The sequence below is a fragment of the Mucilaginibacter frigoritolerans genome (genome assembly GCF_007830615.1).
In the GTDB taxonomy this organism is placed as follows: domain Bacteria; phylum Bacteroidota; class Bacteroidia; order Sphingobacteriales; family Sphingobacteriaceae; genus Mucilaginibacter; species Mucilaginibacter frigoritolerans.
The window spans coordinates 17,493-36,034 of record NZ_VLLI01000023.1 but is presented as its reverse complement, the minus strand read 5'-3'; the positions used below and the strand labels follow the sequence as shown (position 1 = coordinate 36,034).

Here is an 18,542-nt window from a genome sequence, read left to right as displayed (position 1 = left end):
CTCTATTATGTTAAAACTGGCCGCTGCACCCACTCCGTCTGTTAAGCCTGCTGTTCTGGGTGTCCCGGCAAGGAGACTCACCGTTCCGTCCGTGCCGATCTTCCGGATATCCCGGTTACCATACTCGGCTACATAAAAGTTTCCTGCTCCATCAAGAGCAACATCCGCCGGAAAGAAAAAATCCGCATTAGCTGATGTTCCGTTCAGATAACCTTCATTACCGCTTCCAGATAGGGTACTCACTACCCCGGCTGGCGTGATCTTGCGGATTACCTGGTTATATTCATCTGCCACATATAGATTACCCGCCGAATCAAAGATCAGTCCCGATGGATGATCAAACTCCGCTGTGGTACTTGCGCCATTTACATAGCCTGCTGTACCATTTCCTGCAAACGTACTTACTGTTCCTGATGGCGTAATTTTTCGGATCACATGGTTACCCCAGTCGCTCACATATATGTTTCCTGAAGCGTCTACTGCTGTGCCTATTGGGAAATTAAATTCTGCATTAGCAGCAGGGCCATCAACGTATCCTTTAGTGCCATTACCAGCTAGTCGGCTTACTACTCCTGAAGCGGTAACCATGGATATGCTGTTGCCGTAATTCTCAGCCACATACAGATTCCCGCTGACATCCTTTGACAAGCCTGTAGGATAATTCAATTCCGTGCTAGTACCAACATTAGTGGCTAGCGTGGTCACTACCCCGGCAGCACTGATGAATCGGATCCTGTTATTGCCACCATCTGACAAATAAAAATTTCCTAACTGATCCGGAAGCAGGCTGAAGGGCCGAAAAAACGTAGCATTTGTTCCAGTCCCGTTGGAACTTCCCTGGGTTCCCGTCATGCTACCTACAAAGGTGAGCGTCTGGCCATAGGCATAGGGTGCACCACCAGTATTGGTTGGAAAGATTGGGCCAACGGGCAAGCCCGTTGTAAAGGAGAAGGTATTGTTGCCGTATGATATAGCAGGTAACTGGCTGAAGCCCTGAAGTGACAGCAATACTGACACCGTTATAATTAATAACTTGGTCTTATTCATTTATATATGTGATAAGCTGGTTTGCAAATTCTGTTGTTGAAAACTGGTTTGATATCCGGCTGAACATTAGTTAGCACTCGTTCCTAATAAATAGCCCGTTCCCGATTGTAAAACTACTGTTGCAGTTGTACAGTTGCCCTTTTCCGATGTCCCGGTACAACCATTCACCAATATTGACCCTGTAGTTGCCTGATTGGCTCCCGCACCTATATTAATAATCAAAGGAGTGTTCGTTACAATCGTCTCCCCGGAAGCATTGTAGTAAGTCGTCGAATTAACCTGAAAGTTAATCGTAATCGCCGTTTGCAAAGTATAGGGAATCGTACATGCTACATCCGAAAAGGTTTTAAACGTATAGGTATTATTCGTTATCGGGTCACCATTCGGATCGGCGGTAATATAACTCCCTCCAATAGTCATTTGCACATAGGGCTGAGCGAAAGAGTTGACTCCTCCTACATTGCATCCATATGTCTGTCCTGCATAGTTGTAACAATAACTTTTGATGATATTGCCGTATTGATCTTTTATATCCGATAATCGCTGGAGCGCATCATAGTCATAATAAGTAGTTTCATTTTTGGCATCAGTCGAACTGGTCATATTACCTACTAAGTCATAAGTGTAGGTGGTCATTTGTGCGTCTGACGGATGAATCCTAATGTCATCATAGGCTACAGCGCCAGTTGCACTTAAGGTCATTGATGGTCCGGTATAAGGCTGTTCGGACTGGTATGTCCAAACATTGTTACTTAGATACCAGTAGCAAATCCTGTACGATCTAGCATTAGGCAGCGTCCAGTTAACCAGGTAAGTTGCTCCACTATAATACTTCGTGCCTGTATGTCCTGTGCCGGTTACAGCCGTTGCGTTGTCTTCAAAACCTTCATAATAATATTCTTTCACGCCGGTACTGGCTGCGTTTAATACTTTAGCCACCGGGTAGGTGTTCTTATAACCCCACTGGTAAGAAATATTACTTCCACCTGTTAATTGTTCGTTTACAGGTTTAGCAGTGACACCGTCGTAATTAAAATTAACCCTAGGCTTTAAATATGCGTTAGGTAATATATTTACCTGAGTTGGCGTCCATACTTGACTTAAGCTAGCCTGCGTAGGTGTTAACGGAATAGCGGTTTCCAACGCGTTAATGTTTACCGGATTAATTAAAGTATCTTGACTGCTGTTTGCAAAATCCTGATATTGGATATATTTCCCGGCAATTAGCGTGTTATTTTTCCATGAATAGGTACTAACGGGTTCCAATAAATTTCTGGCCTTCATTTTAGCCATGATGTTAGCTCCTGAACCATCCGTATAGTCAAAAGAGTAATAGTTTTTATTGATCAGTACGTCACCATTACTGTTTACAGTTGTATCGCTGGTTTGTAAGGTATGGTTGGGACTTTCATAGCCATAATTCGTTGTCTCACTTACAAAGCTAGTACCCGTAAACGTTTTCCTTGTAGTAGATGTTAAATGCGAAATGCCGGTACGTAACTTATAAAATGACAATGCATTTAAACCGCTGGAGGCAGGATAAGACGCGGCTCCAGGGAGATAGTTATATACCTTTAATCCCCTGATCTGGTAATTTTCGTGATACGTGGTTGAGTAAGCATAAGTAGTGCTTTCCAAATGATTATTCGATGCGTCATATGTATCTTCTTCTAAAAGTCTCCCTCCTGTTAAATCTACCTGTTGTGGCGTAAATGGATAACAATTTGCAGACGCGGTATAACCAGCGTAGGGTAAAGTTTCTGGTGCAATATCGTTGAAATGTCCGCTTCCATAAATTCCGTAAACTCCATCAATATAATTCTGTTCCTGATATAGACCAACCCCTAAACGGGAGGTTATATCATATGGAGACAAATAAGCTGAAAACTGGTATTTTTTATAACCGTTCTCTCCTTCCGCTCCGAATGATTCCTTAACATACTGATAGGTAACATAATTTCCCTGTTCATCTTGCATAGGTACAATTCCTTGCGATTGCTTCACAAATACCGGCACATTAATAAATCCAAACTGACCAACATACCCGCCTTGCTGAGTTTCCAAACCTCCGGTGGCTAATTGATAAGAGTAATACTCATTAGCAAGCTGATACAAATACTGCGGTATATTAAAAATACTACCGCCACTATAACTAAATGATCTTACCTGCACATTGCTGGTTACATTGTCCTGGGTCTTGATTTGTAAGATCCTCAGGCCTCCTACCAAGGTATCTGACACCATTGGGTTTACCTCCGGGTCCATGCCGTTACTTGCACTATGAGGCCCATAGGTAAAGGTTGTCGTAACTCCCAAGGGATCTTGTATATTCGTTAATGTAAAGGCCAACATATCCGGCCATACCGGATGCCGGTAAGCGCCAGCACTACTAAAGCTGCCACAAGCAGTCGTATTAAAAACAGCAGGAGTAAAATAGTTATTATTGCTACCTGCTGCGTTATTGGAAAATCCCCAATGATCCTGATCGTAGCTTAACCGGCGAGGTAGCTGAAATCCTGGATAATTCAAGTAGCTTTCCTGGTAAGTGAATACATACGGAGGCTTATTTAATGTGCCATCGCCTGAAAATTCCTGAACGGAGGCCAATTTTAGCCGTTTGGTGTCTGTTGCATCCGCATTTGAAGTGCCATAATAATTTAAATTATTAGTTATTCCAACAGATGTGGCAGTTGTTGACTGGAAATAAGTATGATTTAATGTAAACTGTTTTAGACAGACATTATTAGTATTGCTATTAATCTTTATAGAATCTAAGCTAAATGAATTTGGAGCGACCGTACTGCTCCCACTCATATTCAATAAATCTGCTCTTGCGTTTTTTGCGATAAAATTAATGGTATAGTTCTTTGTAACTATACTTGATAATCTTTGTCCATATATAGTAGTTGTTATTAAGTTATGGATGCCCGGATTTTCCGTTCCTCCATTTATTGTACTATTATCGCATGGATTGCCATTTGTATAGTAAGTACTTTCAGGTCCCAAATCCTTATAAGCATAGGTTTCCGGTACATAATTAAAAGTCGCCGTATCTTTTGTATTAGGGTTCACAATCCGGGTTAAATACCAGCTAGATGGTGCATATCCATTGTAAATATCGGATCCGGAAACGGTTGAAGATGGAAAAGTTTGCTCGTAAGTATTGTTCTCGCCGAAGTAATACTCAATGCCATCGGGTGTAATAATCTCCCAGGCACTAAAGTTTGCCGAGGCAGGAGAGCGGGCGACACCAGTCGAGCTATAGCTTACTTTAACAACCAGGTCATTATCTTCAAGCATTCTTACTGTGCGGTTCTCATCAAATACAAACTTTCCTACATGTCCGTTAAAATTAAACGTATATAAATCCGGTTCACAATCAGTATGCCCCCCCATGATTGCCGGGGTAATCTGGCCATAAAAAAAATTGCTAGGATCAGATGATTGGCCGTTTACAGAATAAGGCAGAAGAGGCAGATTGCTTAATCCATTTGAAGAATAATACCCGTTGACTCCAGTACCGGAAGGATTTCCCACCCCTTCATCAGGATTGCCGCGTACTGTACGAATAATCACTCCCCCTGCATTTAAAGCCCATCCAAGGCCGATCCAAGATGCCAGTTCTGACACATGAATACCACTGGCGTGGTAGCTCAATGATATAGGTAAACTGATGCCACCATCTTTTAAGTTATAAATAGGCACCGATATTTGCGGCACGCCGGTATAATAACTTACCGGGTAATCTGCATATTTCCCTAATGATGCTGCGTTCGGTGCCGGAGTTACAAAGTTAGTAAGGTATGCATTAGGAGCGGTTGCGTTTTGTGCACTAGCTATTTGACAAAAGCATATAAAACTCAGGAAAAATAACAGCCTTGAATGACTTTTTTTCATTGTGTAAATGGGGTTTAATCAGATAAAGTTATTAGGGAATTAAAAAGTATAAATGTTCGCTGAAAAATAAGGGGTTAATTTGATTTGCAAGGATAGGCTTTAAGGTCATATCGATAAACATAATAAACCGTATGTCCATTATATTTTGAGGCAGCAATTACCGCACATAAATTTTAGCTAAAAAAGAGAAACGGTTAGGTTAAAATAAATAAAGTCAATGTGGACATGAGGTCAAAAATTACCATTGAGTAACCTTTCTGATTCGATAATTGCGATTTGCTGTTTTAGATTGGGGCATTTATGGTAAGGTTATTAGTTATATAAAATAATATCGTGACAACATTACAAGAATAAAAAACAACATTGATAAAAACAAATATTTAAATACAATTCCTTGCTTTCTCGGTGCCTTATATTGTCGCGAGCTATTTCGATATAAAATAATAAATATTCTAAAAAATACTTCACTACCCTACCCTCTTCAATTTGGATACAATGAATGAAAACAATAGTTCCATTCATTAATCCTTATTGCCATGCCTGTCCGAAATCGAAAGTATGAAAACATACTGCAATTTATCTTTGGAGCCATCATTACCCTTGTTCTTTTACAGGTTGCCTACAATGCAATTGTGCGATTGATTAAGCACTTTTTTATTAAATAGGCAGCTAAAAACACCGCTCATTTAAGCGGTGTTATTTTTTACATAAATCGATTTTATTAAGTTTAACCCCAATGTTTTTGACACTTTTTTGGGTATTGTCTCGGTTTAAAAATAAATTATGATAAAATTAGCCTTACTTACAATTGTTGTTTTGCTTTTCAATAACAAGCAAAATAAAAAAGCTAACTTTTAATTCTCTCCCCAGGATGTACGTCTCTTGGATATAAGAACAAATGCGGAACATAAGGAATATTTATATTTTTAAATTTAACACCTTTCATGAATATTGTTTCTCCGTTTTTGCCCTCATCTCCGAAAACATATCCACCAAACCCGTTTTCATTAACAAATAGCCCAAATAAGTTAACTGCGCCATTTTTATAGTCGGCTTGATAATAAACCTTTCGGTCAAATTTTGATATAACTTCAAACCCGGTATCATCATTATTGTAATCAAAATTTTCAGTATCAAACATTCTCCATTCATTATTTAAAACCGCTCCGATTATCTTCCCATCAATATCCCTTAAAATAGCATTAACAACTATTCTTTTGTTCTTTAGGTATATTTGAAATGAACCGTTGCTTATTGGAAGGGTTAATGATTCGTAGGTATTTGTAGTGAAAAACGATAGTGAATTCCCCAATCTTATTTTAGGTATTTCAGCGCCATCAAGGTCATTTAAATCACCAATAGTTGCATAAACCTTGTCAATAAAATCAGCCTTTCGTTCTTTTTGGATGGCATTGATGGCAATCACTATTGCTAAAAGACTCGCCAATACTGTAAAAAACTTTTGAACTGGTGTAGCATGTTTCCATTTTTTAGTAGAAAAAGCAATATATATTGCTAATATTAAGGTTAAAACTATTTCGAGGGTTAACATAAAAAGGACGACTGGTTAGGTAGCCTTAAATGTATAAATAAGTTGGGTTAAATCAATCTGCAAGTCTTACAATTTCTTCGATTGTCATAACACGCTTAGTTAACCCTGCTTCAATTGCCGGGGTAACTTTTAATGTTTATGGATTTTCCATGTCGGTATCAAATCAAAAAGCCTCAAGTCGAAAGATTTATGCTTTTTGATTTTTAGGCACAATCTGGATAATTGCTATATTATGATTTGGATGATAGTACCTTCGACCAGTAATGAGTTCAATTATATATAAATAGCATCCGACTGTGTATAATTTTTTTTTGATATTGTCAATTATATTGAAGCCAATAACTTTAAATGGTCGATAAAAGAGTTCGAAAATTGTGGTCTAAGGGTCACAATTATTATAAAAACCGCATCTGTTGTAAATAGATGCGGTTTTTGTTTTTTAGGCAATTTTCAATATTGCGTTTCGGTGCAATTAAAGCACTTTTTGAGTTCGATCCTCGTTAGGGTGACTATGTAGGACACGTTCATAAGATCGAATATAATTACAATTTTCATTTAATGTAATTGACTGACTGTCAATGCAAAATATTGGAATTATTCATTTTATTGGGTGTTCGATATCGTTGATGTCGCTTTTACATGGATTATCAACATATACATCTACGGCTATCTGTGCTAACTTATTCATGAACTCTAAGATTTTCTCTGCTTGCTCCGAAGTTACCTTGACATTGTACTTTGCTAATATTTTAACGGCTCTATCAGGTGTTACTGATTTTTTATTTTGTTCCATTCCATACCCTCTTTGGATGTAAATACATTTACTAACCTGAACATGGCATAAAAATGCGTTCCGTATCTCACCCCGGAACACACCACATTCGTGTTTCAACTAAATCTCAGATCACGCGCTTACAGATCCAGGTTCTTTTTGGCAGGCTGCCCAAGCCAGTTACTTGTCTACTGTCGACATGCTGTGTCCGCGCCGCTTTGATTGCCTGGGGGCATTTGGTTAGAGCATAGTTTTCGTTGCACAGCAATTTGCGCCATGCGATTGTAAATCACTCTGACCGTAAACTATTCACCGGGTTTACTACCGCCGCTTTTATCGCATGATAGCTGATTGTAATAACCGCCACGATGACAGCAAGCAATCCTGCCCCGGCAAACATCCACCATTGTATGTTGATGCGGTAAGCAAATCCCTGCAGCCAGTCATGCATCACGTACCAGGCAATGGGCGAAGCGATGAGAATGGAAAGTAATACCAGCTTTAAGAAATCCTTTGAAAGCATACCGTTAATCGACGATATACTTGCCCCGAGTACTTTTCTTATGCCAATCTCCTTAGTGCGCTGCTCTATAGTAAACGCTGCCAGCCCGAATAGCCCCATCCCTGCCAGTACGATGGTGATGACCGTAAAGATGCTGAATATGGAGGCCAGCCGGTCTTCGGCTTTATATTGCGCATTAAAAGCGTCATCCATAAAAGTGTAATCGAATGGCGTTTCAGCATCATACCTTTTATATATTTTTTGTATTGCACCGAGCAATGTTGGGAGATTTGTATGCGGTTTTATTTTCGCAAAAAGGAAACATCCTCCCTGGGTTTTCCAAAGTTTTGCGGTGTCGGAAAGCACCCAAAGGCCGAGCGGCTGAATGGGATCTTCGAGAGATCCGAAATTGAAATTTTTAACCACACCAACCACAATGGTCTTTGAACCAGGATTAACGTAGCTGCCCACAGGGTTCGCGGCTAAATGCAATTTCTCAACCGCCAATTCGTTAAGTACGATCTTATTTCCGGTGCCCAGGTTGTCATGAGGCAGCGGCGGATACTTCCATTTAAGCCCTGCCAGCTGAAAGAAACCCTGGTCAACATCAAGAGAAGGGAGCATTACTGTTTCATCTTTGGTTTTACCCGGCATTCCGATCATATCATAATAACTGAACATACCATATCGCGATGTTGACACTGCGCCTATGCCTGCCAATGTCCTGACGTCATGGTTAAAGCTGGGGTAATTTTTAAAAGAACCGCTGACCGGGATCATAACCACGTTGTCCCGATCGACACCTGTATCCGCATGCCTGAAAAAATAAAGCTGCCGGTCTATTACTATTCCGCAAATGATCAGCGCAACAGATATTGAGAATTGCAGCGTCGTAAATATTTTCCGGATCAAAACGCCGCCTGATTGTTTGCCCATTTTTCCTTTAAGCGTGACAACAGGTTTAAAGGCTGACAACACCAGTGATGGATAGCTGCCCGAGACTACGATAGTAACCAGTAACAATCCGAATAGCAGGGACAGGATCAGGGGGTTATAAAGGAATGAATTATCTATTTTCAACTGAAGGACATTAAAAAATACCGGTTTAAATAAATAACAAAGCGCGTACCCTAACAGGAAAGATATGGTCGCATAAACAGCAGATTCGATATAGAATTGCAGTGCAACACTTTTGCGGCTGGCGCCGGATATTTTACGTACGCCTATCTCTTTTGCCCGCAGCGTAGCCCTTGCGGTTGACAGGCTCATATAATTGACCAGGGCAAGCAGTAAGATCAGTAAGGCAACTAATGGGAATATAGTGAGATATTTTAGGTTAGCATCATTCCTTGATCTTTTCAGATGCTGGTCTGCCAGGGGTAAAAGAGAAAAATCAATTTGAGCTTTAGGGTTTTTATTGGTATAGGTATAAAGTGACCGCAGGCCTGTTGTCAAGGCGGTAGTATCAGAACGATGCCTTAATAATAAGAAAACATCAAAAGTACCACCACCCAATTGTTGATTGCCAAGGTAATCTTTGGCCCCTTTGGTTGTTACAAAACCTGAATTGGATGCAACAAAATTATATGCAATGGACGAATTGGATGGGCAATTTTCGGCAATGCCGGTTATCTGGTAAGTATAGGCGCTATCGGTTTTGATGGTCAATGTTTTTCCTACCGCGTTCTCATCACCAAAGTATTTTTTGGCCATATCCTGCGATATGACCACGGAAAATGGCTTAGCCAGTACCTGTGCAGGCTGCCCTGCTAACAATTTGAAAGAAAAGAAATTGAAAAAGCCTGCATCGGCAAACAGCAATTTATCTTCGGGAAATTTCTGGACAGGCCGCGATGGATTACTCACCAGCACCACTGATGTGAAGTAACGTGTAGTGCGCATATAATCCTCCACTACCGGCAATGATTGTTTGATGATTGGCCCGGATACGTAACTCATCTGGTCGATACCAAATGTGTTACCGCCCATCTTTACCTGGCCGTAGGGTTTGACTATCCTGTCGGCATTTTTGTGGAAACGGTCATAGCTATGTTCATGCGCTACATAGATCATAATCAGCATACAAACAGCTAATCCGACGGCCAGGCCAGATATGTTGATCAGACTGAAAAGCCTTTGGCGTACCAAATTACGCCAGGCAATCTTGAAATAATTTCTAAACATTATATTGCGGTTTAATTTCTCAGGAGACCACTTCAGTGTGGTTTCATGGTACGAAATTACCGTCGCAAACCGGAGCTGTTGTCCTAAGTTATAAGATGGGAGTTCTTTTTTCACATCGGCTTTATATTCCGCGGGGCTTTTACCTGTTCTTTCTTTAAAGATACGGTGAAAGGCGCTTTTTGAGTTGAAGCCCGAATCATAGGCGATGCCCATCAGCGTTAAATGATCATAAGCAGGATCCTGCATTCTCATGGCTACATCTGCAACGCGGTATTCATTAATGAAATCATTGAAGCTTTTTTTCAGGACGGTATTGAGTATCCGGGACAACTCGTGGGTAGTCAATTCAAGCTTTTCAGCCAATGAGTTTAAACTGAGTTCGGGGTCCTCATAATGGTGGTTCTCTTTAACAACTTTCTTCAGCCAAATACCTTTTTGTTTCAGCTCAGTTGACAGCAATGGTTTTAAGACGAGTGCCGTGCCTGGCTGCATACTAACTCCCGGCCTTAAATAGGCTGCGACAGCTATCCATATCAACATCACTGCCGCGCAGAGATAAAAAGGATAATAAGCCTGTACATTTAATTGATGAGGGTAATAAAAATAATCTATAGCGGTATAAGGTATCCACAGCAGCCATAGCAGGCCAAAACCTGCCAGTAATTTATGCAGCCAACGCAATTCATACCGGTAACGGTCGCCACCGTTAAATTTTAGCCGCCTGTAAAAACGTTCTATCAGCCTGTGAGAACAATACAGGTAGGCAATTACCGAAATAAAAGCCAGGAACGGCAATACCGGGTTCAGCAGTGTGATTTGCTCCAATAGCACCGGGATGAAGTGCAGTAAATCCTTTCGGCTGAATTTATATTGCGGCCTCGTTAATTTTAGTACATAAAAATAGATCAGTGGACCAAGCGCCAATGAAAATTGCAGTGGCAACCGGATATCAATAGCTGAAATACGGACAACCCACAAAACCATCACAACCAGGGCCAAAGCAAGAAGCCTGTTTGCGGAGCGGCCGATCCTTTTGGTGAATGCTAACAACAAGGCAAAATTCAGCCCGGTAAATATCACGCCAAGGAAAGCCAGGTCGTAAGGATTGATATGGAAAGTGTATGTATTCAATTGAATTAATTAGATCAATCGCTGTTCCAAATCTATAAAATATTGACAGATAAAAAGTTAACGGTAAGGTTGAACATATAGTGTACCAAAACCGAACGTAGGAATGTCCGGTTTTGAAATAGTATTAAAGGTAGTGACTTTCTGAACTTGTTAAATAGTAAAAAACGGCGATGCAGAATAAAAAAAGCCTCAAGACTTTCGACTTGAGGCTTCTAACTTACTTGGTAGCGAAAGCAGGAATCAAACCTAATAATTTGATATGCGAATTGCTTTCGATGTCGTCTCAAATTCTAGGTTAATAAGAGTCAACAAGAATTGGCACTATAATCTCTAAAAAAACATCAATTGTTGCAAAAATCTCCCTTGTGGGCTACAAAAAACATCGAAGTATATTTATTTTTTCTCTTTTAATGCCACAATCCTTTTGCAATCCTCAATAAAAGAGTTCGACATCTGTACCTTTGGGGTCACAGAATTTAAAAACCGCCTAAAACGATATTTTAGGCGGTTTTTTGTTTTTTAACAAGTTTAATTAACCTTATAAATTTCTAATTTAAAGTATTTATGAGTTCGAATCTTTATCCAACATCAAAGATTGGGTATTCTTCCCGTATGTTGGCAATATCCGGACTTCGTAGGGAATATGATTTTTGCCCCAGCTGCAAAGGTCATGCATTACATTGACTAGTTCCAATCCGCTGGATGAAACAGAGTATTCTACCCTTAGAGGAACTTCGTTAAAAATTTCTTTTGTAATTAATTGAGTTTTTACGAGTTGATTTAAGACATTGGATAAAACGTTGTCGGAAATGCCGTTCAGACATTCTTTAAGCTGGGAAAACCGGGAAACGTCCTGCTTAATCAACACCAAAACTTCTGACACCCATCTTTTGCCAATTATCCGTAATACTTTATTTAAGGTACAACGATCATCAAGATAAAATTCATTTAATGTATTCGTGGAATTACTTTTTCTTATGCTCATACTCCTTTATTTATGAGTAGCTAACAACGGGCAATAAGCCACAGTTGAACTACGATTAACCTTTACTTTTACCCTTGTAAAAATAGGATTTTTTAAAGTGTAAGAAAATGAAAGCATTTGAAGTAACTGATAATTATAGTATAGATAGCTTAGCGCTTATTGAAAGAGATCATCCCAAACTATCGCCCCGCCAGATATTGGTAAAAATGCGAGCCGTATCTTTGAATTACAGGGACCTGCTCGTGGTAAACGGGATTGATAACTGGAAACCTCCAGTAGGTAGAGTACCTGTTTCAGACGGAGTTGGCATTATTGCAGAAGTTGGTAATGAAGTAACAACACTCGTTGTTGGTGACCGGGTAGCAGGGTTATTTTTGCCAAATTGGATAGAAGGAAAACTAACTCCTGAAAAGACGGTCAACTCATTGGGAGGGAAAGCACATGATGGAGTATTGCAAGAGTATGTAGTATTTGAAGAAAGCGCCGTAATAAAGGTACCCTCGTTCTTAAGTGATGCCGCCGCTGCAACATTGCCATGCGCCGGTCTTACCGCGTGGCATGGTTTAATAGAAAAAGGAAATGCAGGCCCGGTAAGCACTGTTCTAATTCAAGGAACCGGCGGTATATCTTTATTTTCCTTGCAATTTGCGCTAATGATAGGCGCCGAAGTAATTTTAATATCAAGCAGCGACCAAAAGCTGGAGCTTGCGAAAAAAATGGGAGTTAAGCACCTGATTAATTATAAGTCAATTCCAAAATGGGAAGATAAAGTTATGGAAATCACTAATGGCGTAGGTGTTGATCACGTGGTTGAGGTTGTAGGCAGTGACAATATTAACCGTTCAATCGAAGTTGTTTCATTAGACGGTACTATATCCGTGATTGGTTTGATCGATGGATTTTATGGTAACATCAACACTGCAAAAATAATGTCCAAAGAAATAAGGCTTCAAGGTATAGAGGTTGGGTCAAAGGAAATGTTTGCCAGGATGAATAAAGCGATTGAGGTAAATAAAATCCAACCTGTTATCGAAAAAGTTTATTCTTTTGATGACGCCCGCCATGCGTTATCCTCATTACAAAAGGGTGCTCATTTTGGCAAAATTTCGCTTACATTCTAAAAACATGAAAAGCAAGTTATTATAAGTGCCAGCATATTGAGATAGTAAAGTTCACTTTAGCTTTCAATTATTTATCTGTGTTATAATTTTCTTCACATCATAAATAAAAGAGTTTGACATATATACTTTTGTTTTTATACATCTTTCAAACATTCCGTTTCTGCATGATAGAGTCACTTTTTGAGTTCGAACCGCGCTGGGCAACTCGGAATAATGCCCTAAAAGGCTATTACCTATTTCTTTCCCATCTGTTATGCTTAAATTTTCATAATCTGTATCTGTTATTGCCTTGTTAATACTCATAACTTTGTAGAATCAATTCACATAGAATGCGGTTAAGCAGTTCGCGGTCATTGTGAAAGATATCTTATAAATACAACAAGTATACAAGATAACGGCAAGCAAAATGGAAACAGAAATTTCAGAACTTGGTTCTTCATCAATCTCAGAACATTTATCTTTAACGTCGTGGAATAAAGACCTGAAAGTGCGAATCGCATATATCGAGGAACCACCTTTCTATTGGACCGATGAAAACCATCTTGTAAAAGGTGCTGACATCGAACTGGCCGAAGTAGTGCTGCGGGCAATTGGCGTAACGTCCATCGAATATCAGCTCACTAGGTTCGAGGAGCTTTTACCAGGTTTGCAAGCTGCACGTTGGGATATGAACGTGCCCATTTTCGTTACGCCTGAACGTGCAAGGAATGTAGCTTTCAGCGTGCCAGTATGGTCGCTTGGCGATGGATTCGTAGTGCATTATGGCAATCCGAAGGCGCTGACGAGCTATGAATCGGTGGTGATGCGTGGCGATGCACTGCTTGGGCTTATTCCCGGTCAGGTGCAGTTCGATGCTGCAAAGTCGGCGGGTGTGAGCGATAGCCAAATCGTGCTGTTTAATAGCCAGCCCGAGGCTGCTGCCGCATTACTGGCGGGAAAGATTGACGCGTTCGCAGCCACAGCGGTTGGAAACCATGTCACTGCAAATGTCAACCCAAAACTAGAAGCAGTCTCTTTTAAGAATAGCAAAGATGGAAAAGCACCTGTCGGCGCCTTCTCATTTAGCAAGAGCAATCAAGGTCTCCTGCAGGCTGTGAATGCACAACTTCACGAGTACCTGGGCTCGGCAGATCATCGTGCACGAATGGCAAAATACGGAATTACACAAACAGAGATTGACAGTGTGGTAGCGGGCAAGGGTACGAAATAATAGATCCATTAAGAAAAGTGGGCATAGAATCAAACTTAGCGATAATTTAGATTTATACTGGCTTATGCATTTTTTACACTTTACCCGACCTTCAGACCAAGACCTCCATCAAAGAAAAACAGCTATTTCGATCACATATATTGTTAGTGATTGAAATTACAACTATAATCAAGTATTGAAAATATGGAAATACATTATTCGACAAAAGAAGATATTGATGAAATTTTTAGGCTCTACAGAATCGCAACCGATTTTCAGAAGGCAAAATTTATCGTTCATTGGCCTGAATTTGAAAGAAGCATGATCGAAACCGAAATCAATGAAAAAAGGCAATGGAAGATAGTTATCGACAATAGAATAGCTTGCATTTGGGCAATAACGTTTAACGATCCCCAGATTTGGGAACAACGAAATGACGATCCTGCCGTTTACATTCATCGAATTGCAACAAATCCGGAATTTAGAGGGCAAAATCTTGTACAACAAATTACAGAATGGGCAAAACAATACGCCTTGACTAATAAGAAAAAGTTTATTCGTATGGACACTGTAGGCAATAATCCGGGACTAATTGCCTATTATATAAAAAATGGCTTTGACTTTTTGGGACTGTACAAGCTTGAAAACACAGAGGGGCTTCCCGCCCATTATCACAATGCAACAGTAAGTTTGTTTCAAATAGAATTAATTGATCGTTAAATCTGATTGGAGATTGCCATCAAGTTTTTTTACCAGAGAAAGCATATCAAATTAATAACTATAGTTTTCTTGCTCTTTCCAGCACTCAAATCTTATTTATTGCCGTCATTTTTCAACGCAACTATTTTCTCCACATCATCAATAAAAGAGTTCGACATATATACTTTGGGGTCACAAAAAATCAACTATTTTTTACTTTCCTCCAGACCTTTTATGATGGTATTGTAAAATAGAAAGAACTTCCGATATCTTTCTTACTTTCAAACCATAAAGTACCATTGTTTTTTTCTACAAGTTCCTTACACAATAAAAGGCCAAGCCCGCTTCCTTTTTCGCTGGCTGTACCAAAAGTTGTATAAGACGAAAGTTTGTCAAATATCTTTGCCTGTGCTTCTTCCGGAATACCCTTCCCATTATCTTTTACCATAATTACTGTTGATGATTCTTTTTTTTCAGCGCCGATGGTAACAATATCACCTTCTTTTGAAAACTTTACGGCATTCTCCACCAAATTCCTGATCACGATATCAATCATTGTTTCGTCTCCGTAAACAGTTCCAGAGCTGGTTATCCCCGTACCCGTTACCATAACTTTCTTTGCAGCAGCCCGTGCTTTCAGCAACATTATATTTTGTTCAATTACCTTTTGCACATCAAAGCTGGCTGGGTTGGTGTAGATGCCATCCATCTGACTTTTGGCCCAATACAACAGGTTTTCAACCAAATGTGAGGTTATTGTAAGATGTTCGCTTATTTTCTCAATCCAAAATTCTCTTTCCTCTTCTGATAAATCTTTTTCTTTTACCACATCCATCATTTGGCTGATTGTATGAATTGGCCCCCTCAAATCATGACCTATAATAGAAAACAGCCGATCCTTAACCTGCACCAGTTCTTCCAGTCGTTTGTTCTGTTCTGATATATTTTTATTTTGCAGGGCCAATTGATCACTAAGCCTCCTTTTTTGTGTGTAGTTTCTGAAAAGAATAAAAGCGAGTAACAGCAAAAGCACGGCTCCGGCCGTTAAAATATCCCACTTTAATTTTATTTCTTCCAGTTCTTTTTGACTTATAATTTTATCCTTATTCAACAAGTCAATTTGTCTTTGCTTTTTATCCAGATCATAGGTTGACTGTATATTCCTGATGGCCTTTTGTTTTTCTGCAGTATTTAAACTATCGTTTAATTCAACTTCAAGATTCCGGTAATAAAGTGCCTGTTTATAATTACCTGTTTTTTGATGGGTTAAGTATAACACATGATAGGCCGTTTGAATGAGCTCAACAATACCGGATTTCCTGCTTTCCTCCAGGCCTTTTTGCGCATACAACATACTGGAATCATATTTGCCGGTATAATAAGAGGTAAGTGCCAGGCCGGTATGGCAGTAAGCAACGTCTTCATCATCGCCTCCTTTTTGCGCAATATTAAGGGCTTCATAAAAGCAAATCTGCGCTTGTGCGTAGTTTTTTTTGGTGATGTAGTTTTCGCCTATATTATATAATGCAGTAGCAATGCTGCTGGGTTCTTTTGCTCTTTTTGCCAGAATCAGCGCCTTGGAATTATAAGCGATGGCAGAATCCGGCTGGCCTTTGTATTTAAATATTTCCCCCCTGTTTACCAACAAGCTGAATATGCCTGCGTTTGTAGGGTCATTTTGCTTCAAAGCTATCTTATAAGCTTGCCGGTTATAATAAAGTGCTTTTGTATAATCTTCCAAAGAGGTATACATGCCAGCTATATTATTATACTCGTTTCCGGTTAACCCTTCCATGCCCAGTTTTTCACTGATACGCAGACACTGTAAGTGGCAGTCGAGGGCCCCAGGCCAATTTCCCTTGTATCCAAGGGCTACTCCTTTTACAAGATATGCCAGTGCAATACCTTTTTCAAAATGATTTTTTTTTGCAAGGTCAAGAGACTTATTTGCCATTAACAGCGCGCTGTCGGCATTTTTATTCCAATAGAATCTGGAAATTGAGTAATAGATATTTACCCGATCAGTATCCTGCTTAGCTGCATTAAGTTTCTCAAAATACACCTTGATATAATTAGTTTGTGCCTGGCAGGAGAATGTGCACGCAAAAGTCAGTATACAACATATAATAATCAACTGTAAATAAAGATACAGTTTATGCATAAGTAATAGTTTCCCCATACAGGTATTGTGTTAATTAGGTCTGGTTAAATTAATATTAAATAAGCAATATTAATAATGTATTTATTTTAATATTAAAATATCTGTAAAAAATCGCCTAAGTTACCCGAGGGTAATCGACTATGCTCACTACTTCAAGGATTTTTTCATCCAGCCTTTTTACAGCTACCTGTAACATTGTCAGATATTCTTTTGTAACCAAGTAATCCTCTTCCTCAATCAGGTTCAATAAGCCAAGAATAGTAGTCACCGGTCCGCGGTAATCATGCGATTGGATTTTAGCAATTTTTAGAAGTCGCAGACGCTGTTCCTGGATTTTTTCCTCATTTAATTTCCGCTCATCAATGTTCCGTGCTACATAAGAAACCCCTATTATCTCTCCGCAATTATTACTGACTGGTTCAAAAGTACAATCCCACCATACCTTACCCTTAATACCATAATCCGCCAGCAATTCCTGTTGAATCCTTTTCCCTTTTAAGGCACCTTGATAATTTTCAATAAAGACATTTTTATAAGCAGAATTCAAATAATCGGTCAAAAAGTACCCGTATGTTAATTTTTTACCATATTTATCTTCTACAAAATTATATGCTGCCCTGTTAAAGTCGATGATCTCCCCCTCCTTACCCAGCAAAAAATAAGCATCAGTTAAGCTTTCAAACATGGAGCGAAGCCTGATTTCATTTTTGAGGTTGTTTTCCTGCTCCTGTTTTAATCCAGCAAAGCTTTTATTCAACTGTTCAAGACTTAACTTTAGCTCCATAACACCGATTGCATGTTTGGCTAATATTTTTAATATTAATTTCTGCTGCTTTGTAAGTAAATGGGGCTTATAGTCAACAACCCCAATTGTTCCTACGCAGTGTCCGTTATGGGTAACAAGCGGTACACCTGCATAAAACCTTAAACCGGGCTTACCTGCAACATAAGGGTGCGTGTTAAAGCGTACATCTTTAAGAGCATCCTTAACAACAAACAAACCATTGCGTTTAATGGTGTGTATAGAAAAGGACAATTCAAGGGATGTATGCGGTGCTATATCTATTCCTTTTTTTACTTTTATCCAATGCGTATCCTTACCCATTAAGGTAATACATGCAGCAGGAGTATTGCAGAGTTTTGCCGCAAATTCTACTGTTTGCTGCAACTCCTGATTGGATTCTAACTCTAAGTTTTCCAGTTGCTTTACAACCTGAAGGCGGAGGTCTTCATTCATTAATATAAATTATTTAAACGACTTATTTCAAAACAACCAATTGCCGATATGGTAAAAAAAACATC

Annotated in this window: 10 protein-coding genes and 1 pseudogene; 3 read left to right on the top strand and 8 right to left on the bottom strand. The window is 39.5% G+C overall.

Going from position 1 to position 18,542, the window contains the following annotated elements; genetic code table 11:
• From JN11_RS24050 to JN11_RS24025, 6 genes and pseudogenes are all read right to left on the bottom strand, one after another.
• Positions 1–1,047: pseudogene (locus tag JN11_RS24050) on the bottom strand (hypothetical protein); the annotation flags it as partial.
• 66 nt (positions 1,048–1,113) lie between these two features.
• Entirely contained in the window at positions 1,114–4,944 is a 3,831-nt protein-coding gene (locus tag JN11_RS24045) for an RHS repeat domain-containing protein (RefSeq protein ID WP_144916834.1), read from the bottom strand.
• Positions 4,945–5,791: 847 nt separating this feature from the next.
• Positions 5,792–6,496: a hypothetical protein gene (locus JN11_RS24040; protein WP_144916833.1), complete on the bottom strand. Its 705-nt coding sequence runs from the start codon at positions 6,494–6,496 to the stop codon at positions 5,792–5,794.
• A gap of 598 nt (positions 6,497–7,094) precedes the next feature.
• Entirely contained in the window at positions 7,095–7,289 is a 195-nt protein-coding gene (locus JN11_RS24035; RefSeq protein WP_144916831.1) for a DUF2624 family protein, read from the bottom strand.
• 268 nt (positions 7,290–7,557) lie between these two features.
• Entirely contained in the window at positions 7,558–11,085 is a 3,528-nt protein-coding gene (locus JN11_RS24030) for an FtsX-like permease family protein (protein ID WP_144916829.1), read from the bottom strand.
• Between the two features lie 562 nt (positions 11,086–11,647).
• A complete protein-coding gene (locus JN11_RS24025; RefSeq protein WP_144916828.1) occupies positions 11,648–12,070 on the bottom strand; it encodes a winged helix-turn-helix transcriptional regulator in 423 nt (140 codons plus the stop codon).
• A gap of 107 nt (positions 12,071–12,177) precedes the next feature.
• Between JN11_RS24025 and JN11_RS24020 the strand changes: the two genes are divergently transcribed.
• The 3 genes from JN11_RS24020 to JN11_RS24010 all read left to right on the top strand — a co-directional run bounded on the left by JN11_RS24020 (position 12,178) and on the right by JN11_RS24010 (position 15,100).
• Positions 12,178–13,191: a zinc-dependent alcohol dehydrogenase family protein gene (locus JN11_RS24020; RefSeq protein ID WP_144916826.1), complete on the top strand. Its 1,014-nt coding sequence runs from the start codon at positions 12,178–12,180 to the stop codon at positions 13,189–13,191.
• Positions 13,192–13,597: 406 nt separating this feature from the next.
• On the top strand, positions 13,598–14,401 hold the full coding sequence (locus tag JN11_RS24015) for a transporter substrate-binding domain-containing protein (protein ID WP_211360900.1): 804 nt from the start codon (positions 13,598–13,600) through the stop codon (positions 14,399–14,401).
• A 183-nt stretch (positions 14,402–14,584) separates the two neighbouring features.
• Positions 14,585–15,100 (top strand): GNAT family N-acetyltransferase, encoded by a 516-nt coding sequence (locus JN11_RS24010; RefSeq protein WP_144916824.1) that lies wholly within the window; start codon positions 14,585–14,587, stop codon positions 15,098–15,100.
• A gap of 211 nt (positions 15,101–15,311) precedes the next feature.
• Here the strand turns inward: JN11_RS24010 and JN11_RS24005 are convergent, their stop codons facing one another.
• Together JN11_RS24005 and JN11_RS24000 are read right to left on the bottom strand one after the other, a co-directional pair.
• Positions 15,312–17,141 (bottom strand): tetratricopeptide repeat-containing sensor histidine kinase, encoded by a 1,830-nt coding sequence (locus JN11_RS24005; RefSeq protein WP_170227844.1) that lies wholly within the window; start codon positions 17,139–17,141, stop codon positions 15,312–15,314.
• A gap of 214 nt (positions 17,142–17,355) precedes the next feature.
• Positions 17,356–18,477 carry a GAF domain-containing protein gene (locus JN11_RS24000; RefSeq protein WP_144916821.1) on the bottom strand — a complete coding sequence of 374 codons (1,122 nt, stop codon included), beginning with the start codon at positions 18,475–18,477 and terminating at the stop codon, positions 17,356–17,358.
• Positions 18,478–18,542 lie beyond the last annotated feature (65 nt).